Here is a 21,147-nt window from a genome sequence, read left to right on the forward strand (position 1 = left end):
GCCACGTCAACCGCGTCAAGATGCTCAAACGACAGATGTACGGCCGCGCCAACCCCGACCTCCTGCGCAAACGCGTCCTCCTCGCCGACTGACGAGGGTCAACCTCACGAAATTAGTGCCAGAGCCAGTTTTCACGCGTCGTCGACACCAGGGGCCGCCGGCTGGTGATTTGGTCGAGTTGGTCACTGAGTCGCCGGCCCAGTGAGGTTCGAGCCGGCATCGAGCACGTGTCGGTATTCAGGAGACGGCTGTCCTGCCCGCCTGGCTGATCGGTGGTCGTCGTGCGTTGCGAAGGATTGCCAGGTTGTTCGGGTGCGGGTGCGAGCCGGTCGCTTGGGCGGGTGCGGACTGGTTGCTCGGGGCACGTGCGAGGTTGTCGCTTGGGCTGGTTCGAGCTGGTCGCTTGGGCTGGTTCGAGCTGGTCGCTCGGGTAGGGGGGAGTTGGTCGCTCGGGGCGGGTGCACCTCGGTGTTTGGGTAGGGCGAGGTGGGCGTCAAGGTAGGTGCCCAGAGGGTCGATTGGGATCGATGAGGTTCGCGGGGTCTGGTCGGCCGTGGTGGTCCAGGTCTCAGGGGGCGGGGAGGCGTTCGGCCAGGTCGTGGGGTGGATCGGGGGCTTCGGGGGGTGGGCTGGAGAGGGTGGGTCCTCGGTTAAAACCGGGTGACATTTCGGAGTACTTGCCGGAATGCTGGGGGCGGGCGATGAGTTTTGTCGGTGGTGCCGGTCAGTCTTTGCATGACCACAACTTCTTGTGAGACCCAGGGCTGGGACACCAGCCATGACCACGTGATGACCGACAACCCCAATTGAGGTGCCGTGACCAGCCCACTGCTCGACTCACCCGCCAAGCCCGCGACCGTCGTATCGGGTCGCACCCCGGCCGTGGTCCGGCTGCTGGTGCTCGCCACGTTCGTGGTCATCCTCAACGAGACGATCATGATCAACGCGATCCCGCAGATCATGGCCGCGCTGCACATCAACGAGCAGAGCGCGCAATGGCTCTCGACCGCCTTCATGCTGACCATGGCCGCCGTCATCCCGGTCACCGGATGGTTCCTGCATCGCGTGTCCACCCGCGGCGCGTACACCACCGCGATGGGCTTGTTCCTGCTCGGCACGGCGCTGGCCGCCGTCGCGCCGTCGTTCGAGGTGCTGCTGGGCGCCCGCATCATCCAGGCGTCCGGTACGGCCGTGATGATGCCGCTGCTGATGACCACGCTCATGCAGGTGGTGCCTGAGGAGGACCGGGGCCGGGTGATGGGCAACGTCTCCCTGGCCATCTCGGTCGCGCCCGCCATGGGGCCGACGGTCTCGGGGGTCATCCTCAACTTCGGGTCCTGGCGGCTGCTGTTCGCCGTGGTGCTCCCCATCGCCGGGGTGATCACATGGCGCGGACTGAAGCAGCTCAAGAACGTCGGAGAGCCCGAGTTCAGCACCATCGACTGGTTGAGCGTCGTGACCGCGGCTTTCGGCTTCGGCGGGCTGGTCTACGGGCTCAGCCGGTTCGAGGGCGGCGATGTCAGCGTCGCCGGCGCGATCGTGGCCGCCGGTCTGGCCGCCATCGTCGTCTTCGTCGTCCGCCAGCTGTCGCTGCAGAAGCGCGACATTCCGCTGCTGGACCTGCGCACCCTGCGCTACCGCACCTACACGGTCGCGCTGATCCTGATGTCGGTGTCCTTCATGGCGATGCTCGGCTCGATGATCTTGCTGCCGCTGTATCTGCAGAACATCCGCGGGCTCAGTGCCCTGCAGACCGGGCTCCTCGTGATGCCGGGCGGTCTCGCGATGGGGCTGCTCGGTCCGACCGTAGGCCGCATGTTCGACCGGTTCGGCGGCAGGATCCTGGTCATCCCCGGGGCGATCGGGATCACGCTGGCGCTCACCGGCTTCACCCAGGTCTCGATGACCATGCCGTTCTGGCAGCTCCTCGGTCTGCACGCGCTGCTGATGGTGAGCCTGGCCGCGACCTTCACCCCGGTGTTCACCCTCGGGCTCGGAGCGGTTCCGCCGAGGCTCTACTCCCACGCCAGCTCGATCCTGAGCACGCTGCAACAGGTCTCCGCGGCCATCGGCACCGCGCTCGTGATCACCGTCATGGGCGCGCGCGCCGCCGCCCTGAGGGCCGAGGGGGCCACCGAGGCCCTCGCCAACCTCGGCGGCATGCGCCTGGCCTTCATCATCGGCGCCGTGCTGTCCGTGGCCGTGGTCATCACCGCACTGCTGCTTCCCGCCCGGGCGGACAACACCAGCGAGTTCGGGGAGACCCGGCCGATGGAATCGGTGTGACGGCGACGGTGAATCTCTCCACGCTCACCCGGCGCCGGTTGGTGAGCGTCACCGTCGCCCAGTACATCTATCGGGACGACGCGCCTGAAGTCACCGATGTGTGGCTCCATCTGGAGCATTTGACCATCGGTGTCGACGTGGGCGCTGACTGGTCGTTTCGGATCACCCCGGCGGAGCCGGGGCAGGGGTACACGATGGACGATCTCGGAGCCCGTGTCGAGATCGTCCCCGCTCCTGGCACGGTGCCCTTCGCCCGGTATGTGGGCGAGCTGCTCGTAGGTGTCGAGGCATGGTTCGACCCCGACGATCCTTCCGATGGTGTCGGAGCGGAGTTCGCGTTCGAGTCGGGATCAGTGCTCGCGAAGAGTTTCGGCGGTGAGTTGCACCTGGACCTCGGTTGACGTGTCCCAGAGACGCGCGCCCCGGGGTGGGGCGCGCGCTGGTGAGGGGTCAGGAGATGGTGAGGGTGCCGTTTGGGTTGCGGGCGCAGGTGATGATCGTGCGGGGGGTGGCGGTGAGGGCGCCGGAGAGGCATTGGCCGAGGACGGCGTGGCCCGCGGCGTTGGGGTGCCAGGCTTCCTGGCAGGTCTGGAAATAGGTGACGCAGGTGTTCGCCGCGCGCTGGATGCCGATCTTGTCCCAGCCGGACAGGCTGGTGATGGGCGTGCCGCTCGGCCCGTCCTGCACTCGGACCGGTGTGGCGAGCGCGCCCGCCGGGCTGCCGGGGTTCTCGCAGAGCCGGGCACCGTCGAAGGCCTTCTGGACGTCCAGCACGCGCAGGTCGGCTGTCGGGCGCTCGGCCGCCAGGGTGGTGTAGGCGTTCTTGACCAGGGTGCCGAGGTTCTGGGAGAACACGTGCCCGGGGGCGAGGCTCGCGCGGTGGATCGGGCAGCCGGCGGCGTACCGCTCGGCGCCGAGGGCGCGGAACTTGTCGCGGGTGTCGGTGCGGTCGTCCTCGTCCCGGTACTGCGGGGCGACGTCGAGCGGCAGCGGGTTGGTGTAGGTCTGCAGGACCACGCGGTGGACGCCGTCGGCGTCCACCTGGGCGAGGGTGTCGAGGACCTGGCGCAGCGCGGCGGTGGTCTCGGTGGTGGCGGCGGCGACCTCGGCGTCGGAGGCCAGGTCGGAGACGGTGCAGGGCTCCTGCGGCACGTCGCCGCCCAGGTAGGCCCAGAACTCCCACCAGCCCGTCCAGGCGTCGGCGATGAAGCGGTTGGCGCACACCGTGGCCACGTCGCCGAAGGTGAACTGGGAGTTGTTGGAGCCGAGGCCGATGAGGACGACGTCGATGTCGTGGGTCTGGGCGACGGCACGCAACTGGTCGAGCTGCGAGGCGACGGAGCGGCCGTGGGCGCGGGCGCTTGAGGGGTTGGCGATGTCGGCGGGCTGACCGCCGGAGCACGCGAGGTTGTAGCGGTCCTGGATGCCGGGGAGTGTCGCCTTGAACAAGGAGGCGTTCGCCGAGCGGTGGCAGAAGTAGGCGTTGCTGTTGTCCGCCGACCAGCCGGGGAAGGACTGCGCGGTCCCTGAGGCGTCGACGACGGGCTGGTAGTCCCCCACGCCCTCCCCGCTGACGAAGCTGTCGCCTAACGCGACGGCGGCGGTGGGCAGGGCCGCCTGCGCCGTTCCGCCCTGGACGACCTGGATGCCGACCGCGCTGACCAGGAGCGCGGCCATCGCGGCCACCCGCCGGAGAACCCTCACAACCGCCCCATTTCCTACTAAACAAGCATGAAATAACGGATATTGAGATCTCAGCATGCCGCGCGGATGGCGTCAAGATCTCCATGGGGCCCGGCCGCTTCACCTAAGAGATCGCGGATTCCGCTGATCGTCAAGCATGCGTTTGCTTGCTCGGGGTGAGGGTTCGACGGGCAGGTGGCCAGACCAGGCCGGGGGACTACTACGTTCACGATTCGATGTGCGAGGGCCCGGAGGTCCTTGTTCACTAAGTGATCGGCCGGGTGCCTGACCTCTGTGGGCGGGACATCTGGCGGACGGCGGCGGTACGCCTAGCGGACGACGTTGGGGGGTCCGTCGCCGGCGGGCCGGTGGGAGAAGCGGTCGAGCAGCAGCGTCAGGCGTCCTTCGCGGCCCTCGGGTCGCAGCCTGCCGCTGCGCATCAGCGTGACGAGTCCGTGCAGGCCGCCCCAGAATGTCTCGGTGAGCGCCTCCAGGTCGTCGTCTCCCGCCAGCGGCCGCATGGCCTCGCGGAGCTGGCCGAAGGCTTCCTGGAGTGCGAGCGGCGCCTCGGTGGTGGCGAACGGCAGGTCGACGGCGTGGGTGAACATCGCGTCGTACAGCGCGGGCCGCCGGGTGGCGAAGTCGGCGTAGGCCGCGCCGACGTCGGCCAGGGCCTGGTGCGGGCCGGTCGCCGACGTGCGTGCCGCGCGCATGCTCGCGGCGATGTCGGCGAAGCCGTCCACCGCCACCGCCGCCATGATGGCGTCCTTGCCCTTGAAGTGGCTGTAGAGGACCGGCTGGCTGTACTCGATCTCCTCGGCCAGCCGGCGCGTGGTCACCGCGTCCCAGCCCTCTGTTTCGGCCAGTTCGCGCGCGGCCGTGACGATCAGCCGTTCCCGCTCTGCTCGCTCGCGCTCCCGGCGCGTCTGGACGGACATGACCTTCATTCTAGCGCCGCTAGTGTTGTCGTCTACGGTATTCTAGTTTCGCTCTCGTATCTAGCACTGCTAGCGCAATTCCGTACAGAGGTGCCGCCGGAGAGCCTGCTGACGTGCAGGAGCTCTACGACACCTACTTCCTCAGCAGCGCGACGTGGGACGACGCCAGGTCCTGAACCCTCACAGCGGCCGGTTGCCGCGATCGTGGCGGCCGGTCACCCGAAACAGGCCAAGGACCTCGGACGGCGGGTGGCGGGCTTCGAGGAGGAGGCGTGGGCGGCGGCCCGCTTCGACCTGGTGGTCCGGGGCAACCTCGCCAAGTTCGGCGAGCATGCCGATCTGCGGGGGTTCCTGCTCGGTACCGGTGAGCGGGTGCTGGTGGAGGCGAGCCCGATGGACCGCGTCTGGGGCATCGGGATGGCGGCCGACGACGAGCGGGCCGGGCGGCCGGAGATGTGGCAGGGGCTCAACCTTCTCGGGTTCGCCCTGATGGAGGTGCGCCACGCCCTCCGGCTGAGGTGACGGCGAGCCTTACCCTGACGGGGTGAGGCGCGGTTCGGTGGTGGCGCGCATACTCGGATCCATGAGCAAGCACGGGCATCTCGCCGACTTCCTCCAGGCGCGCCGGGGTCTCCTGCGGCCCGAGGAGGTCGGGCTCCGGACGTACGGCGAGCGGCGCCGGGTGCCGGGGCTGCGGCGGGAGGAGCTCGCGATGCTCGCGGGCATCAGCGCGCCGTACTACGCCCGCCTGGAGCAGGGTCAGTCGCACAACGCCTCGCCCGAGGTGCTCGACGCCATAGCGGGTGCCCTGCGGCTGGACGAGTCAGAGCGTGCCCATCTGCACGCCCTGGCCCGTGCGCCGAGACGGGACGGAGCCGCGGGCCGGCCGCGTGCCGAACGCGTCACCCCGGCGACCACCGCCCTGCTGGCGGCCTTCGAGACCACACCCGCCATCGTGGTCGGCCGCCGCACTGACGTCCTGGCCTGGAACCGTCAAGGTCACGGGCTGTTCGCCGGCCATCTCGATCCGGATGGTCCCGGCGACCCGGCACGGCGGCCGAACATGGCCAGGCTGGTGTTCCTCGACGCGCACACCCGTGACCTGTACGCCGACTGGCCCGCCAAGGCCAGGGCCGTGGTGGGCAACCTGCGCCTGACGGCCGGGCGGTACCCGGGCGATCCGCTGCTGGCCGGGCTGATCGGCGAGCTGACCATGCGCAGCACGGAGTTCGCCGCGATGTGGGCCGATCACCGGGTCCTGGCCTGCGACGTCGCCGACTACGAGATGCGCCACCCCATGGTCGGGACGCTGACGGTCACCCAGCAGACGCTGCGGAGCCCGCAGGGAGACGGTCCGGTCCTGGTGGTGGCCACGGCCGACCCCGGTTCCCCCTCCGCGACGGCCCTGACCTTGCTCGCCCATGTGACCGCGTCGCGGGAGGCGGCCCGGCCGCGCCCCGGCGCCGAAGTCCGCCCCGCCTGATCTGAGCCCCTTCATCGGCTGACGGCGCCGGGCGCGCCGAGGCTGCCGTATGCCCAAAACCCCTATGCCCGAAAACCCGTATGCCCAAGAACCCGTATGCCCGAGAACAGTGAGGAACCATGTCCAAGCGAAGCGTAAATATCACCATGTCGGCGGTTCTGGCCGCCGCCGCCCTGGCAGTTGCCGTGCCGGCCGGCGCGGCGACCACCCGGGGGCCGCTGAAGGATGTGCGGATCGCCGCCCATTTCGACCTGGCCGCGGGCCAGCTGCCGGAGAACATCACCGTGCTGCCCGAAGGTACCGCGCAGGTCACCTTCGCCGCCGGCCGCCAGGTGGCCCAGGTCGGCCCCCGGGGCACGACGCGCGTCCTGGCGACGCTGCCCGCGCCCGCCGGCGGCGGAACCGGCACGCCGGCCCTCGGCTTCCCCTTGACCACCGGCATCGTCCGTACCTCGGACGGCACCGTTTACGTGCTGTACGCCACCGGCACGGCCGATCTGACGGGGTTGTGGCGGCTGCGCCCAGGGCGGGCCCCCCAGCGCATCGCCGCGCTGCCCGCGAACGGCCTGCCCAACGGCCTGGCGCTGGACGAGCACGGCGATCGGCTCTACATCACCGACTCGGTGCTCGGCACCGTGTGGACCGTCCCCGTTGCCGGCGGCACACCCACCGCGTGGTCCACCGCTCCCGAACTCGCCTCGACCGGCTTCCTCGGAGCCAACGGCGCGAAAGTCCACCGTGGCGCGCTGTGGGTGACCAACCTCGACCGGGGCACCCTCCTGCGCATCCCGATCGGCCCCGGAAACCGTGCAGGAACGCCGCAGGTCAAGGCGTCAGGCATGGTCGGCATCGACGATTTCGCGTTCACCGGCCGTGGCGACGAGATCCTCGCCGCCCTCGACGCCCCCAACACGGTCGTGCGCATCCGGCCGGACGGCACCGTCGCCACCGTCCTGGACGCCGCCGACGGGCTTCAGAACCCCACCTCGATCGCGCTGCTCGGCGACGAGGTGTACGTGCTCAGCGCCGCCTACACCACGGGCACCGACCCCAACCTGCTGCGCGCGCGCCTGTAGGCCCCGGCCGCGTCACAGTCGCAGTTCGGGTGGGAAGCCCGTCCACCTCAGCTCGGCGGGCAGGTGCCCCATGTCGTTGTAGAACAGGACGGACGACGGCCGACCGGGGGAGTATCGGATGACGGTCAGGGCCGCGTTGCAGTGGTTGAGGCCGAACCAGCGCCATTCTGGGGCGTCCTGCGCGGCCCGGACGAGCCACCCGATCAGGAAGTTGTGGGTGACGACCAGCTCGTGGCGCGGCTCGGCGCCGTCCACCGGGCCGGTGAACCGTTCCAGGGCCTCACGGGCGAGCAGCGGGCCCTGTTCGCGTTCTTCCGGCGTGAACGGGTCGAGGTAGCCGAGCACCCGATCGGCGAACTCCGGCGACAGCTCCTCCCTTTTCGGAAAGTAGGGGACGTAGTCTCCGGCGGCGTCCGAGACGTACGCGGGGACCCCGTCCAGCTGCTCGCCGGCCAGCCGCGCGGTGAGCGTCGCCCGGGCGGCGGGGCCGTGGTGGACGGCCGCGAACGGTATGCCCTGGAGTCTCTTCCCGAGCAGCACGGCCTGACGGCGGCCGTTCTCCGTCAGGGTGCTCTCGTCCGGCGACGCCTCGCCGTGGCGCGCCAGGTAGAGGTAACGGTCGGCCCTGTCAGTCACGCGGGAACCCTTCGCCGGCGTTCACGATCTTGGTCACCTTACCCCCGAGGGTGCCGCGCCTTAGTCGAGCCAGATCACGATACCGGTGAGGCCGTTGAGCACGGCCGCGACCCCGGCCCGGACGGCGCGGCCGGCGCGCTCGGGGGTGAAGGTGGCGGGATCGTACCCCGAGGACATGCCGAGGCCCTCGCCGCGGAACGACGCACCGGTCCAGTCGGCGGCGGTGACGTTCGCCGTGGGCTCGCCGAGCTCGGCGCCGACCACGAGGAACTTCTGGCCGAGGTGGCTGGGGGTGACCAGGGCCAGGGGGTCGACGAGGTCGTTGCCCGCGCTGATGATGAGGTCGGGCGCCAGGGCGATCGCCTGGCTGATGCCCGGGACGAACTGGTCCGGCGCCGTGGCCGTGACCGTCTTGAGGCTGGCGTGCGTCTCCTTCGCCCAATCTGTCACGGCGTTCACCAGCGTCCGGGTCTGCGGGTCCTTCCCGGCGGTGAGCAGCACCACGCGGTAGCCCTCCGAGGGACGGACCCCGTCCCACGAGCCGGGGCGCGGGGTGATCGTCGCCTCCGGGGCGGGTGATCCGGCGGGGTCGGAGAACCCCGGGCCGAGGGTGCCGACGGCGGTGGGCTTCGCGTGCGCCCCGGACCAGTCGTCGCCGGAGCCGCATCCGCTGACCAGTACGGCGGCCGCGACCGCCGCGGCCAGCGCGCCGGCCGGCAGGAGTCGACAGCGCATGGAGATCGTCCTTCGGAGTGGCGGGAAACCGTGCGCCTACTTCCTACCGCATCGTTCGCGCAGTTCACGGCAGGAGTGACGTCCGCCGGACGTGGTTCGCCGCCGGTTCGCGCGCGGGCCGCCGTTCGTTCACCTGGGCCCAGCAGATTAGGACATCAACCCCAAGGAGTCACATGTCCCACGTCGCCCGACGTCGTGCCGGTGCCCTGGCCGCCGTCGTGGCCGTGGTCGTGGCCGTCCTGCTCGGCACCGCGCCCGCCCTCGCCCACGGGTTCACCTCGACCGTGTACGTCGGCCTCACCTCGCCAGGGGCCGGGCACGTCCGGTCCGAGCTGGGCCTGGAGTACGACCTGCTCGTCGTCTCCGCCGCCGACTTCGAGAAGGACGATCCGCTCTTCCGGGAGGGCACCGCCGCGTTCGAGGCCGGTGACGCGACCAGGCAGGCCGCCGCCCTCGACGCCCATGCCGCCTCGGTGCTCGCGTACGTGACCAGGCGTTTCGCCGTGACGGCCGAGGGCCGGACGTGCGTCCCCGTCCAGGACGGCCACTTCACGATCGAGGAACGCGAGGACGTCCCGTACGCGCGGCTGGCCCTCGACTACCGGTGCCCGGCGTCCGCCGAGGAGCACGAGGTGCGCAGCGGGCTGTTCCCCGACTCCGAGAAGTACGTGCGCGACAGCAAGACGGTGGTCACCTACGACCTCGACCTGACGGCCGGGAGCGCCGCCCTCGACGCCGGGCACCGGTCGTTCTCCACGCGGCAGACCTGGGCGCAGCGGTTCTGGCAGTTCTTCCGCCTCGGGGCCGAGCACCTGCTCACCGGGCTGGACCACATCCTGTTCCTGCTGGCGCTCATCGCGGGGTCCCGCCGCCTGCGCGAGATCGTGCTGGCGGCGACGACCTTCACGCTGGCCCATTCGGTGACCTTCATCCTCGCCGCCCTCGGTCTGGTGCGGGTGCCCGCGCCGGTCGTCGAACCGGTCATCGCCCTCTCGATCGCGGTCGTCGCGGGCTGGCACCTGTGGCGGATCTGGCGGCGCCGATCGCACGCCACGGATCTCGACACGGCCGGCGGCGGTCGTCTCGGCCTGGACGCGGCGGGCTGGGCGCGGCTCGCGGTGGTCTTCTGCTTCGGCCTGGTGCACGGACTCGGCTTCGCCGCGGCGCTGGGCATCGACCAGGCGTTCTCGTGGACGCTGCTGTGGTCGCTGCTCGTCTTCAACGTGGGCATCGAGGCCGTCCAACTGACGATCATCATCGTGGTCTTCCCGCTGCTCGCGCTGCTGCGCCGCCGCAGGCCGGCCGGGCTGTGGTCGACCGGGGTGATCGCGGCGGGGGTGGCGGTGATGGGCCTGGTGTGGTTCGCGCAGCGGGTGCTCGGGACCTGAGCTCACATCACCTCTTCCGGCAAGCGCAACGACGTGCCTGTCTCACGTTCACCTTGCCGCCACCGGCCTCCGAAACCGTGACAAATGTTCTTTTTACTCATCAAATGGACGGAAATCCGATGAAGTTCGACAATCGGCGCCTCGGGCCGGTCCGACGCCGGGTGGCCGTGGGCGCCACCGCGGCCGTCATGGGCCTCACCGCGGTGTTCGCCGGCGGCCTTGCGACGGCGGCTCACGCCACCGCGGGCACGCCGCCGACCGCCATCATCCTCGGCGTGGGCGCGACCGAGTCGCAGCGCGTCGTGTCCTGGTACTCCGCGGCCGGCACCGCGCAGGTGGTCCAGGTCGTGCCGACCTCCAAGCTCGAGCACGGCAGGTTCCCCCGGCACACGGCCACCTACTCGGCCACCGTCGCCGCGAACACGGTCAACGGCGGCTTCAACGGCCACGCCACGATCGACGGCCTGAAGAAGAACACCGCGTACTCCTACCGCGTCGGCGCCGAGGGCGGCTGGTCCTCGACCTACTCCTTCAGGACCCGGGACTTCAAGGGCGACTTCGACTTCCTGTTCTTCGGCGACCCGCAGATCGGCTCGTCCGGCGACGTGGCCAAGGACGGCGCCGGCTGGGCGGACACCGTGAACGTCGCCCTCACCGCCAACCCGAAGGCCGAACTGCTGGTCTCGGGCGGCGACCAGGTCGAGGCCGCCAACACCGAGACGCAGTGGGACGCGTTCCTCGCGCCCGACAAGCTGCGCCAGTACCCGTGGGCCGCCACGATCGGCAACCACGACGTCGGCGGCAAGGCGTACGAGCAGCACTTCTGGACGCCGAACACCGACCGTTCCGCGCCGTACTACAACGGCGACGCGGCCACCCGGTCGGGCGGTGACTACTGGTACCTCTACAAGGACACGCTGTTCATCGACATCAACAGTAACGCCTACGCCACCGGCGCCGACGCCGCGCACATCGGCTTCATCACCGATGTCGTCAAGAGGCACGGCGGCCACGCCAAGTACACCGTGCTCGTGTACCACCACTCGATCTACTCGCCGGCCGATCACGCGAACGACGCCGACAACCAGCAGCGCCGCCAGGACTTCCCGACCGCCTTCTCCAAGCTCGGCGTCGACCTGGTCCTGCAGGGTCACGACCACAGCTACTCCCGCAGCTACGTGATCAAGAACGGCAAGAAGGCGAACAAGAACGAGCGGCCCGGTGCCGCGCAGGTGGAGCAGGGTCCCGGCGGCGTCATCTACGTGACGGCGAACTCCGCGTCGGGCTCGAAGTACTACGACCTCACCGCTCCTGACACCACCCAGGACCCGAACTACGGTCCCGACCCGCTGAACCCCAAGAGCCACTGGGCCAACTCGGTCGAGAGCCAGGAGCACGTCAGGACCTACGTCAGGGTCCAGGTGCGTGACGACAAGCTCATCGTCGAGGACCTGCGCAGCGGCACCTGCGCCGCGCCCAACGCCGCGGTGGAGCTGGGCAAGGTGTCGTGGTGCGGCCCGGACAGCGGCGCCAGCGCCGCCCGGCCCGTTGGTTCCGCCGTCGACAAGGTGGTGATCCGCCCGTCGGACGACGGTCACGGCCACGACGGTCATGACGGCCATGACGACGACGGCCACGGCGGCTGGGGTCACGACGGCAAGGGCGACGACCACAAGCCGGCCGCGGCCGAGGCCGCCTGGCTGCAGTAGCCGGCCGAGGGCGGCGCCGGAGAGGCCCGGCCTCATCACGCCGAGCCGATCCGGCCCGCCACCTGGTGGGGTGGGCACCGCCGGGTGGCCCCCCCCCCCCCCAAACCCCCCCCCCCCCCCACCCCCCCCCCCGCCCCCCCCCCCCCCCGTGCCGGCCCGCCACGGGGTGGGGTGGGCCCCGCGGGGGGCCCCCCCCACCGCACATCCCGCCCCACCCACGACCGCCCCACCGGACATCCCACGCCACCGCACATCCCGCCCCACCCACGACCGCCCCACCGGACATCCCACGCCACCGCACATCCCGTCCCACCCGCGACCGCCCGAGGAACACCAGATGCGCCCGCCCAGACCGTTCACGACCACAGCAGCCGGAGCCCTCGCCACCGTGGTGGTGCTGTTCGGCCTCCTCGGAATGGGGGCCGGGCCCGCCGCGGCGGACGGCGACGCCTCCTGGGCGATCTCGACGGCCGCCAACGACTTCGGGTCCGACCGGCAGAACTACAGCTACACCCTCGACCCGGGCGGGCGGATCGAGGACGGTCTCGTGGTCGTCAACCACGGCACCACGCCGCTGCGCCTCGCCGTGTACGCCGCCGACGGGTTCACCGACGAGGGAGGCGGGCTCGACCTGGTCACCAAGGACGTGACGTCGAAGCGGGTGGGCGCCTGGGTCCGCGCGGACCGGCCCGACGTGACGGTCCGGCCCGGCGGGTCGGCCGAGGTGCCGTTCATGGTCACCCTCCCGGCCGACGCCGCGCCCGGCGAGTACATGGGCGGCATCGTCACCTCGACCAGCGCGGCGGACGGCACCGGCGCGGGCCGGCGCCTCGGCATCCGGATCCGCCTGCGCGTCGGTGGCGAACTCAGGCCGGACCTGTCGGTGGAGGACCTGCGCGTGCGCTACTCGGGCACGGCCAACCCCTTCGGGAAGGGCGACGCCACCGTCACGTACACGATCCGCAACACGGGCAACGCGATCCTCGCCGCCCGGCAGTCGGTGTCGGTCTCCAGCCTCTTCGGGAGTGCCAGTGGCGGCGCGGGCCGGATCGGCGACTCGCCCCAGCTCCTCCCCGGCGACACCTGGAAGGTCTCCGTGCCGGTACACGGGGTGGTGCCCGCGCTGAGGGCGACGGGGACGGTCACCCTGGTCCCGCTGGTCACCGACGCGGCGAACTCGGTCGCCCTGCTCGCCGGGGTCGAGACGACGGCGCACGCCTGGACCGTCCCCTGGACGCTGCTGCTCCTGCTCGTCGTCCTCTGCGCCCTCGCCGCCGGGGTCGTGGCCGCTAAGCGGCGACGATCATCTGACCGATAAGCGGGTTTGAGCCTGCCTGAAAGCTGTACTCGGCGGACGGCCGATGGAAGACTTGCGGGCGTTTCGAAGTCGGCTCCAACCCCCCGGAGGAATCGTGCGCAGAGCCGCCAAGGCTTTCCTGACGCTGGCCGTCGCGCTGGCCGCTGTGACCGCGACGACCCAGCCCGCAAACGCCGTCACGAACACCTGCCGCCCTGACCTGTTCTCGGGTAAGTGCGCCAGTGGTTACACGCCCGCCAACCACACGCTCAACCGCGTGTGGATCGGCATCGACACCGGCAGTTCCATCGCCAACTGGGAGGTGTGGGACCGCGACACCGGCGTCCGTGTCGGATCGGGCAAGGTGTCGCCGAACACCAACTTCCGGGACGGGGTTTACGGACTGTACGGGAACAAGTACCAGCTCATCATCAAGGGAGCCTGGGGGATCTACGGCTTCATCTGCGACTGCTGACGCGCTGAGCGACCAGGGCCTCCGCGCGACGCGGGCCGCGAGAACGCGGGACGCGGGATGCGAGGCGTGACGCGTGGGCGTCGCGCGGAGGCCGCGGGTCAGGACGGGGTGCGGGTCAGGACGGGGCGCAGGTCAGGGCCGAGGCGGTGCCCGCTCCCGTGCCGGTGAAGCCGAAGGTGGTCGCCGCCCCGGACGCCAGGGCGCCGTTCCAGTTCAGGTTCGTGACGGTGATATTGCTCCCGCTGGTGGTGAGGGCGCCGTTCCACAACTGGGAGATCTGGCCGCTGAGCGTCCACTGGACCCGCCAGCCCTTGGTGGGGACCGAGCCGGTGTTCTTCACCGAGACCTCGCCCTGGAAGCCGCCCTGCCACTGGTTGGTGATCTTGTAGGTCGCCGTGCACGCGAGACCGGCCGTGGGGGTCGGCGTGGGCGTGACCGTCGGGGTCGGGGTGACCGTGGGGGTCGGGGTGACGGTGGGCGTCGGGGTGACGGTGGGCTGCGGCGCGGCGATGGCCAGGTCGTAGGCCCGCTGCGGCACGAACTGGCCGGCCGGGCCGATGCAGCCGTCCGATTCGCCGGGCGGCTTCACCCAGAGGAACGCGTCGATCGCGGCGTCACCGGTGGCGGTCGTGCTCCAGATGCCCGTGGCCCGTCCCCCGGGGTCGCACCACTCGCTTCCGGCGGGGCCGTTGCCGTTGCGGCTGGTGTCGATGACGGCGTGCAGCCGGGAGACGCCGGTCGCGGAGATGATGCTCTTGGCGTACGACACCAGGCCAGGGGTGGCCCGGTAGTTCGAGGTGTTGACGGCGATGCCGTCCGCGCTGTTGGCGACGTCCGCGCCGTTCAGCCGGGAGGCGGCCTCCGAGGCGGACAGCCAGGCGTCGTGGCCGATGTCGAAGTAGACCTTGACCTGCGAGGAGGTGCCCCGGAACTTCTTGCCCGCGTAGGCCATGGAGGCCTTCACCTCGGCCTGCTCGCTGGAGTTCATGCAATTCGTCATGATCGCGAGCGCGTCCGGTTCGAGGACGATGGTGGCCGGGCGGCCTCCCAGGCCGGCCGCGATCTCGTCGATCCACGCGCGGTACGACGAGTGGTTCGGGGCGCCGCCCGCGCTGGCGCCGCCGCAGTCGCGGTTCGGCATCTCGTACACCACCATGATCGGGATCTTGCCCGCCGACGCGGCCGCGCCGACGTAGGCGTCGACCTGGGAGCGCACGGTGGTGGGGTTGTAACTGGCGAACCACCGGCCCTGGGGGACGGCCGCGATCCGGTCCCTGATCACGGCGGTCCGGCTGTCGCCGGGGTTGGCGGCCACCCATTTGGCCGCGTTGGTCTGAGGATCGACGTAGAAGGCGGAGTCGGCGGCCTGGGCGGTCGGTGACATGAAGATGGCCGCCCCTGTTGCCACTACGGCGGCCGTCGCGGCGATCGCCGCGATCAAGGGCCTAGTGCGAGCCATGAGGTACTCCCGTTCCGGTTAGGTGGGAGCGCTCCCACCGCTTCTCCGGATGGTAGGGAGCCGCCGCCGGTCCCAGAAGGGCCAGGACCGGCGAGGACGGCCCCACGGGCAATAGCCGCAGGCGGGGCCGCCTGGCGTGCCTTGCCGTCAGGTGAAAGTTTCAGGTCGGAACGGGATCCCTCGCCGGACAAGGCGAAAGGCCCTCCGAACCGATTCGGAGAGCCCTTCCCATGTGACGGAAAGCGCGTCCACGTCACGGAAAACATGCGGGCGTCACGACGCCGGTGGCGCCGGGCCGGGAGGGGTCAGCGGGCCGTCATCGCGTCCAGGGTCTGGGTCATGTGCTTGCGCAGTTCGCCGAGCCGGACGTCGAGGATGATCGAGGCGATCTCGGGGTTGCCCGCGATCATCTCGCGCAGCCCGCTCATGCCGGGGCCGTGGACGAAGCTGTGCCGGACCCGGGTCTGGCCCGGGGCGTCTCCGGGCTCCAGGTCGTACCGCCAGCGGGAGGACGGGCGGTCGAGGTTCTCGTCGCGGTCGAGCACCGACCACGCGAACGCGCGCGGGGAGTCCACCTCGGTGACCACGCAGGTCACCGTCCAGACCCGTCCCTCGCGGCGGTTGGTCCCCTTGAAGCGAACGCCTTCCTCCAGCGCGTCGTCGGGGCCGAGCCAGGCCGCGTGCTCGCACTCCGGGCTCCACTCGCTGATCCGGGGTACGGCCGTGATGAGGTCCCACAGCCGCTCGGGCGGCAGGTCGACCGTGGTGTCCAGGTCGACCCGCGCTCCCGTGATGCCGAAGTCCTCCATGTCGCCCTCCACGCGTTCGCGGCACCCGAACCGATGCCTGCTCTCATTGTCGCCCGGCACCGGCGCCCGGGTGGACACTTACCGGTACACGGTTTCGAATATCGCGCCGGGGGCCGAATCGCCGGACACCGGCGCCCGTGCCGATAACTAATTGAATCCCGTAGGATCGGCGGGCGCGGGTGACGCCATTGGCCGCTCCGCCGGGCGTTCAAAGCATTTGTTCTGGGGGTTCCCGCACACGTTAATCGGCCCGGTCATCCGCCTGCAACCCCTAACGGCGCGACGCCGCCGCAGGCGCGTGGAGCCGCCGGTGAACGCGCTGGACAGGGCACTGATCGGCGGCCGGCAGGGCCGATGGCGCACGTCCTGCGCCTCCACCGTCCAAATGGACATCACGGTTATCAGCCCGGTTGGTCTGTGTCAATGACATGGCGGCGAAAGGGCCGGGGAAACGCCACGATAGGGGTCGGCGGTGCCGCCCGTGTCAGGGGTTGACCCGCACCGGCACCCAAAGGGGAAAATCCATTGAACGGCGCGCGAAATTCCGGTCACGTGACGACGGTGCCGATGTGAATGAGCAATCGAGCGGATGACACGCGCGCCGGGCGAGTGCGACGTTTTTGGTCGGCGAATAGGCGAATACCTGGCCGGGGGTGTGGGGGCATGACCCCGGCCCCGCGTTGATTGGGGAACCGATGCTGAACCGACGACGATTACTGGCGCTCGGCGCGACCGCGGGCGGGGCGATGCTGCTGCCGTTCACGAAGCTGACCCCGGTCGGCGCGAACGACGGCGAGCTTCCGCACAAGGGCTACCACCTGGGCGCGCGGACGGCGGGCACCGGCGTACGGCCGGCCCTGGCCCCGTTCTCCACGCAGATGCCGATCCTCCCGACCCTCCAGCCGGTGCAGTCGGGCCTGGACGTCGACATCTACAAGATCCCGATCAAGGCCGGGACGGCCGAGATCCTGCCCGGCGTCCAGACGCCGGTGCTCACGTACGGCGGCCGGTTCCTCGGGCCCACCATCCGGGCCAAGACGAACCGCCGCGTGAAGATCATGTACCAGAACCAGCTCGACATGCCGGCGAACGTCCACCTGCACGGCGGCCACGTGCCGTCGGTCAGCGACGGCCACCCCATGGACGTGATCCAGCCCGGCCAGGCGCGGGTGTACGACTACCCGAACACCCAGCAGGGCGCGACGCTGTGGTACCACGACCACAGCCACCACATGGAGGCCGAGCACGTCTACCGCGGCTTGCAGGGCTTCTACCTGATCGAGGACGACAGCGAGCGGCGGCTCAACCTGCCCTCCGGCGCCTACGACGTGCCGATCCTGCTCAGGGACGTGGAGTTCGACGCCAACGGCGAGCTGATCTTCTTCGACGACCCGGCGAACCGCACGACGATCCTGGCCAACGGCAAGGCGCAGCCCTACTTCCCCGTCGCCGCGCGCAAGTACCGGTTCCGGCTGCTCAACGGGTCCAACGAGCACGTCTTCCAGCTCAACCTCGGCGGCGAGACGATGACGAAGATCGCCTCGGACGGCGGCCTGCTGCCGGCTCCGGTGCCGGTCACCGAGATGCAGCTCGCCTCAGCCGAGCGGGCCGAGATCGTCGTGGACTTCGCCCGCTACCCGATCGGCACGCAGCTCGTGCTGTCCAACGGCAGCGACCCGATCCTCCGCTTCGACGTCGTGCGGCGCGCCGTCGACACCAGCCGGGTGCCCGACCAGCTGCGCCCGCTCCCCGCGCTCCCGACCCCGACGGTCACCCGCGACGTGGCGCTGAGCTTCGACCTGACCGCCGACCCCATCGGCCTGGTCAACGGCAGGCCGTTCGACCCCGCCCGGGTCGACTTCCAGATCAAGCGGGGCAGCACGGAGATCTGGAACGTCGTCAACGCCGACACCTTCGCCATCGACCACACGTTCCACATGCACCTCGTCCAGTTCAGGGTGCTGGAGCGGAACGGCGCGGCGCCCCCGCAGCATGACGCGGGGCTCAAGGACACGGTCAGGCTGCCGCCGGGCGGGTCGCTGAAGCTCCAGGCCACCTTCCGCGACTACCTGGGCAAGTACGTGTACCACTGCCACTATCTGGAGCACTCGTCCATCGGGATGATGGCCCAGATGGAGATCATCCCCTAGGGGTGACGCGCTCTCGCGGGGGTGCGTGACTACCGTTGCGGGAACCGGCACCCCCGGGAATACCGTCTGCGACATCGGCCGGGCGACGACGTCCCGGCCATGTCGGACGGAGCATCCATGATCAAGATCGTTGTGTTCGGCGCGGGCGGCAGGGCGGGCCGCCGCGCGGTCGCCGAGGCGGTCGCGCGGGGGCACCAGGTGAGCGCGGTCGTCCGCGACCCTGCGCGGCACCAGGACCTGGCCGGCGACGGCGTCACGGTGGTGACCGGCGACGTCACGCGGGCCGGCAGCGTGGCCGAGGTCGCGCGGGGCCACGACGTGGCGATCAACGCCGCCTACCAGAGCGACATGTCCTCCGAGGAGTTCTTCGTGGGCGCGGCCCGCGCCCTGCTGGACGGCCTGGCGCGGGCGGAGGTCGGCCGGCTGCTGGCGGTGGGCATCGGCACGACGCTGGAGACCGCACCGGGGGTGCGGGTCATGGACGCGCCCGGCTTCCCCGAGGACGCCCGGGTGTTCTCCCTCGGGCACGTGTCCGAGCTGGAGACCTTCCGCGCGGCGGAGACCGGGCTGGACTGGGTGGTGGTCGCCCCGCCGCCGGTCGTCCTGACCGACGACGTGCCTCCTACGGGGAGATACCGGACCGCCGTCGGCGAGCTGCCGCCCGGCGGCGGCGCGGGGCCGTTCTCCTACGCGGACCTGGCCGTCGCCCTGCTCGACGAGATCGAGACCCCGAAGCACCATCGCGTGCTGCTCGGCGTGGCCCCCTGACCCGCCGGCGTCCCCCGGCCGGGGCCGGGCGTCACTCCTCGTCCTCGCCGGTGTAGGCCTCGTACAACTCGCGGCGCAGCAGGTCGGTGCGCACCATCAGGGCGCCGAGCAGCTCCTCGTCGTTCAGGCCGTCGGTGCGCCGGAACGCCCACGACGAACGGCCCTCGTCGTCGAAGCACTTGACCAGGATGATCGCGCCCAGGGCGGTCCAGCCCTCCGGCAGCGCCGGTACGGCGAGCCCGGCCAGGGCGTCGCCCACCGGGATGTGATCGTCGTCTTCCACCGTGACTCTCCCAAGGTGTCCGAACTCCGTCGGACAAGGGTGTCCGAACTCCGTCGGAGATCGTCCCATCACCACCTTACGGTCACCTCGGTGGCCGGGTCACACCCGCTCCAGGCCAGGGCCGTGCCGTCATCGTCCCTGGTCACCGCCTCGCCGTCCGGAAAGCCACAGTGCCAGGGCGATGCCGAGGTAGGGAACGGCGGCCAGCCCGAACAGCGGCCCCGGCCCGGCCCGCTCGGACGCCAGGCCGTACGCCGCGTAGATGAGCACCGCCGCCACGTCGGTGCCGAAGCCGGCCATGGACGTCACCGTGGCCCGGGCCGCGTCGGTGATCCGTTCCTGCAGCCGGGTCTCGGCGGCGGTCATCGCCCACTGGAAGGCGCCGTAGGCGGCGGCGACCAGCGTCATCCCCCACGGGCTGCCGCCCACCGCGCCCACGGCCAGCAGGACGGCGGCGGCGGCCAGCACCGGCGCGGCCCAGCGGGTGCCGCGCCCGGCGAGCCATCCGCCGATGGCGGACCCGATGGTGACCAGGAGGACGAGCAGCGGGACCGTGGACGCGTCGACGCCGGTCGCCTCGGCGAGCAGGGGGATGTACTCGTCCAGGGCGCCGGTGCTGGAGATCGCCGTGACGAGCACGAGCGCGCTACGGACCCGGGGCGAACGCCGCACCTCCGCGATGCCCTCCCGGAGCACCTTCACGAAGCCGTCCTCGTGCTCCTGGGGGGCACGGGACTCGGGGAACGTCCATCCGGCGAGCGACCCGAGCAGGGGCACGGCGACGCTGGCGACGCCGAGCGCCAGGTAGCCGCCGGCCGCGAGGACCGGGGCGGCCACCGCGGACGCCACCATCACGGCCGTCATGCCGACCGCCTCGGACCTGCCCATGAGCCGCGCGTACGACTCCGCGGCGCCCACCCGGTCCAGTTCCTCGTACACGAGCGCCTGAAGGGTGCCCGAGCGCAGCGCGCCGCCCGCGCCCCACAGCATGAAGCCGATCGCGAAGGCGAGGTAGGACGGGAAGAACGTCCAGGTGGCGAAGCCCGCCGAGCACAGGACAGGGGCGACCACCAGCAGACGCCTGCGGGAGAAGACGTCGGCCCACAGGCCCGAGGGCACCTCCAGCGCGATGGCCGTGACCGACCAGATCACGAACAGCGAGGAGATCTCGGCGGTGGACAGCCCCGTGTCGGCGAACAGCACCGCGTAGACGGGGTACAGCAGGACGAAGTCCTGCGAGAACGCGTAGGCATAGAGCCTGCGCGCCAATCTCGACTCAGGTGAAGATCATTGTCGCCAGGTCATGGCAGCACCTTAGCCGTCACCGCGCGGTGACGAAAGCGAATTATGATCGGCCGCATGATGCCGGAGCCCGAGGCGGGTAAGCCGTTGCGGGCCGACGCCAGGCGCAACCGGGCGCGGGTGCTGGAGGCGGCAGGCGCCGTCTTCGCGGCCAGGGGCGTCGCGGCGTCCACCGAAGAGGTCGCCCGCGAGGCCGGGGTCGGCATCGGCACGGTCTTCCGGCACTTCCCGACCAAGGAGGCGCTGCTCGCGGCCGTCCTGGTCGACGTCCTGCGCGCGCTGGCCGACCAGGCGGAGGCGCTGGCCACCGCCCCCGACGCGGGCGGCGCGTTCTTCGGGTTCTTCACCCGCGTGGTGGAGCGGTCGAACACCAAGAACCTGTACGCCGACGTGCTGGCCGAGGCCGGTGTCGACGTGACGGCGGCGACGGCCGTCATCGCGCGGCGCCTGCGCGCCGCGCTGGCCGTCCTGCTGGACCGCGCCCAGCGGGCGGGGGAGGTGCGCGGCGACGTCCGCGTGCCCGAACTGCTGGCGCTGATGGTCGGCGCCTCGCGCACGGCGGGGTACGCCGCGAACGACCCTGACGTGCGCGTCCGTGCCCTGGCGATCCTCTTCGACGGCCTGCGGGCGCCCGGATATCCAGGTGCGGAAGGGCGCTCGCAGTAGGTAA

The 21,147-nt window shown here is 70.8% G+C and carries 20 protein-coding genes; 12 read left to right on the plus strand and 8 right to left on the minus strand.

What is annotated here, in order from left to right; all coding sequences use genetic code 11:
• Positions 1 to 816 precede the first annotated feature (816 nt).
• Together NYZ98_RS21715 and NYZ98_RS21720 are read left to right on the plus strand one after the other, a co-directional pair.
• On the plus strand, positions 817 to 2,286 hold the full coding sequence (locus NYZ98_RS21715) for an MDR family MFS transporter (protein WP_262844686.1): 1,470 nt from the start codon (positions 817 to 819) through the stop codon (positions 2,284 to 2,286).
• The gene (locus NYZ98_RS21720) at positions 2,283 to 2,687 is read left to right on the plus strand and encodes a hypothetical protein (RefSeq protein ID WP_262844687.1); all 405 of its coding nucleotides are present in this window, start codon (positions 2,283 to 2,285) and stop codon (positions 2,685 to 2,687) included. The genes NYZ98_RS21715 and NYZ98_RS21720 overlap by 4 nt, the downstream gene beginning before the upstream one ends.
• Before the next feature lie 49 nt (positions 2,688 to 2,736).
• Here the strand turns inward: NYZ98_RS21720 and NYZ98_RS21725 are convergent, their stop codons facing one another.
• Positions 2,737 to 3,990, minus strand: a complete 1,254-nt coding sequence (locus tag NYZ98_RS21725) for an SGNH/GDSL hydrolase family protein (protein ID WP_262844688.1) — start codon at positions 3,988 to 3,990, stop codon at positions 2,737 to 2,739.
• Positions 3,991 to 4,298: 308 nt separating this feature from the next.
• A complete protein-coding gene (locus NYZ98_RS21730; RefSeq protein WP_262844689.1) occupies positions 4,299 to 4,907 on the minus strand; it encodes a TetR/AcrR family transcriptional regulator in 609 nt (202 codons plus the stop codon).
• Between the two features lie 90 nt (positions 4,908 to 4,997).
• Here NYZ98_RS21730 and NYZ98_RS21735 point away from each other — a divergent pair, with 90 nt between their 5' ends.
• The 3 genes from NYZ98_RS21735 (at position 4,998) to NYZ98_RS21745 (ending at position 7,466) form a co-directional block, all read left to right on the plus strand.
• On the plus strand, positions 4,998 to 5,429 hold the full coding sequence (locus NYZ98_RS21735; RefSeq protein WP_316249590.1) for an NADAR family protein: 432 nt from the start codon (positions 4,998 to 5,000) through the stop codon (positions 5,427 to 5,429).
• Positions 5,430 to 5,490: 61 nt separating this feature from the next.
• On the plus strand, positions 5,491 to 6,390 hold the full coding sequence (locus tag NYZ98_RS21740; RefSeq protein ID WP_262844690.1) for a helix-turn-helix domain-containing protein: 900 nt from the start codon (positions 5,491 to 5,493) through the stop codon (positions 6,388 to 6,390).
• 119 nt (positions 6,391 to 6,509) lie between these two features.
• Positions 6,510 to 7,466, plus strand: a complete 957-nt coding sequence (locus NYZ98_RS21745) for an SMP-30/gluconolactonase/LRE family protein (RefSeq protein ID WP_262844691.1) — start codon at positions 6,510 to 6,512, stop codon at positions 7,464 to 7,466.
• Between the two features lie 12 nt (positions 7,467 to 7,478).
• On the opposite strand, the gene NYZ98_RS21750 is transcribed toward NYZ98_RS21745, so the two are convergent.
• Together NYZ98_RS21750 and NYZ98_RS21755 are read right to left on the minus strand one after the other, a co-directional pair.
• The gene (locus NYZ98_RS21750; RefSeq protein ID WP_262844692.1) at positions 7,479 to 8,102 is read right to left on the minus strand and encodes a histidine phosphatase family protein; all 624 of its coding nucleotides are present in this window, start codon (positions 8,100 to 8,102) and stop codon (positions 7,479 to 7,481) included.
• A gap of 60 nt (positions 8,103 to 8,162) precedes the next feature.
• Complete coding sequence (locus NYZ98_RS21755; RefSeq protein ID WP_262844693.1) at positions 8,163 to 8,837, minus strand: type 1 periplasmic-binding domain-containing protein; 675 nt, start codon at positions 8,835 to 8,837, stop codon at positions 8,163 to 8,165.
• Positions 8,838 to 9,010: 173 nt separating this feature from the next.
• Here NYZ98_RS21755 and NYZ98_RS21760 point away from each other — a divergent pair, with 173 nt between their 5' ends.
• From NYZ98_RS21760 to NYZ98_RS21775, 4 genes are all read left to right on the plus strand, one after another.
• Entirely contained in the window at positions 9,011 to 10,225 is a 1,215-nt protein-coding gene (locus tag NYZ98_RS21760) for a HupE/UreJ family protein (RefSeq protein WP_262844694.1), read from the plus strand.
• Positions 10,226 to 10,344: 119 nt separating this feature from the next.
• Positions 10,345 to 11,934, plus strand: a complete 1,590-nt coding sequence (locus NYZ98_RS21765) for a purple acid phosphatase family protein (protein WP_262844695.1) — start codon at positions 10,345 to 10,347, stop codon at positions 11,932 to 11,934.
• A gap of 337 nt (positions 11,935 to 12,271) precedes the next feature.
• Entirely contained in the window at positions 12,272 to 13,252 is a 981-nt protein-coding gene (locus tag NYZ98_RS21770; protein ID WP_262844696.1) for a hypothetical protein, read from the plus strand.
• Positions 13,253 to 13,346: 94 nt separating this feature from the next.
• Entirely contained in the window at positions 13,347 to 13,706 is a 360-nt protein-coding gene (locus NYZ98_RS21775) for a hypothetical protein (RefSeq protein ID WP_262844697.1), read from the plus strand.
• Between the two features lie 115 nt (positions 13,707 to 13,821).
• Here the strand turns inward: NYZ98_RS21775 and NYZ98_RS21780 are convergent, their stop codons facing one another.
• A complete protein-coding gene (locus NYZ98_RS21780; RefSeq protein ID WP_262844698.1) occupies positions 13,822 to 15,165 on the minus strand; it encodes a glycoside hydrolase family 6 protein in 1,344 nt (447 codons plus the stop codon).
• A 305-nt stretch (positions 15,166 to 15,470) separates the two neighbouring features.
• On the minus strand, positions 15,471 to 16,034 hold the full coding sequence (locus NYZ98_RS21785; RefSeq protein WP_262844699.1) for an SRPBCC family protein: 564 nt from the start codon (positions 16,032 to 16,034) through the stop codon (positions 15,471 to 15,473).
• A gap of 635 nt (positions 16,035 to 16,669) precedes the next feature.
• Here NYZ98_RS21785 and NYZ98_RS21790 point away from each other — a divergent pair.
• Positions 16,670 to 18,124: a multicopper oxidase family protein gene (locus tag NYZ98_RS21790; RefSeq protein WP_262844700.1), complete on the plus strand. Its 1,455-nt coding sequence runs from the start codon at positions 16,670 to 16,672 to the stop codon at positions 18,122 to 18,124.
• A 117-nt stretch (positions 18,125 to 18,241) separates the two neighbouring features.
• A complete protein-coding gene (locus tag NYZ98_RS21795) occupies positions 18,242 to 18,892 on the plus strand; it encodes an NAD(P)-dependent oxidoreductase (protein ID WP_262844701.1) in 651 nt (216 codons plus the stop codon).
• 31 nt (positions 18,893 to 18,923) lie between these two features.
• On the opposite strand, the gene NYZ98_RS21800 is transcribed toward NYZ98_RS21795, so the two are convergent.
• Both NYZ98_RS21800 and NYZ98_RS21805 read right to left on the minus strand, forming a co-directional pair.
• A complete protein-coding gene (locus tag NYZ98_RS21800; protein WP_262844702.1) occupies positions 18,924 to 19,175 on the minus strand; it encodes a hypothetical protein in 252 nt (83 codons plus the stop codon).
• 129 nt (positions 19,176 to 19,304) lie between these two features.
• Complete coding sequence (locus NYZ98_RS21805) at positions 19,305 to 20,444, minus strand: MFS transporter (RefSeq protein WP_262844703.1); 1,140 nt, start codon at positions 20,442 to 20,444, stop codon at positions 19,305 to 19,307.
• 90 nt (positions 20,445 to 20,534) lie between these two features.
• Between NYZ98_RS21805 and NYZ98_RS21810 the strand changes: the two genes are divergently transcribed.
• Complete coding sequence (locus NYZ98_RS21810) at positions 20,535 to 21,143, plus strand: TetR/AcrR family transcriptional regulator (RefSeq protein ID WP_262844704.1); 609 nt, start codon at positions 20,535 to 20,537, stop codon at positions 21,141 to 21,143.
• Positions 21,144 to 21,147: the final 4 nt, after the last annotated feature.

Source organism: Sphaerisporangium corydalis, assembly GCF_025506355.1.
Classification (GTDB): Bacteria; Actinomycetota; Actinomycetes; order Streptosporangiales; family Streptosporangiaceae; genus Sphaerisporangium; species Sphaerisporangium corydalis.

Coding starts and splice junctions, on each gene's coding strand:
- NYZ98_RS21730 (WP_262844689.1), bottom strand. CDS start 4,907: ATGTCCGTCCAGACGCGCCGGGAGCGCGAGCGAGCAGAGCGGGAACGG.
- NYZ98_RS21740 (WP_262844690.1), top strand. CDS start 5,491: ATGAGCAAGCACGGGCATCTCGCCGACTTCCTCCAGGCGCGCCGGGGT.
- NYZ98_RS21745 (WP_262844691.1), top strand. CDS start 6,510: ATGTCCAAGCGAAGCGTAAATATCACCATGTCGGCGGTTCTGGCCGCC.
- NYZ98_RS21755 (WP_262844693.1), bottom strand. CDS start 8,837: ATGCGCTGTCGACTCCTGCCGGCCGGCGCGCTGGCCGCGGCGGTCGCG.
- NYZ98_RS21760 (WP_262844694.1), top strand. CDS start 9,011: ATGTCCCACGTCGCCCGACGTCGTGCCGGTGCCCTGGCCGCCGTCGTG.
- NYZ98_RS21765 (WP_262844695.1), top strand. CDS start 10,345: ATGAAGTTCGACAATCGGCGCCTCGGGCCGGTCCGACGCCGGGTGGCC.
- NYZ98_RS21770 (WP_262844696.1), top strand. CDS start 12,272: ATGCGCCCGCCCAGACCGTTCACGACCACAGCAGCCGGAGCCCTCGCC.
- NYZ98_RS21780 (WP_262844698.1), bottom strand. CDS start 15,165: ATGGCTCGCACTAGGCCCTTGATCGCGGCGATCGCCGCGACGGCCGCC.
- NYZ98_RS21790 (WP_262844700.1), top strand. CDS start 16,670: ATGCTGAACCGACGACGATTACTGGCGCTCGGCGCGACCGCGGGCGGG.
- NYZ98_RS21795 (WP_262844701.1), top strand. CDS start 18,242: ATGATCAAGATCGTTGTGTTCGGCGCGGGCGGCAGGGCGGGCCGCCGC.
- NYZ98_RS21810 (WP_262844704.1), top strand. CDS start 20,535: ATGATGCCGGAGCCCGAGGCGGGTAAGCCGTTGCGGGCCGACGCCAGG.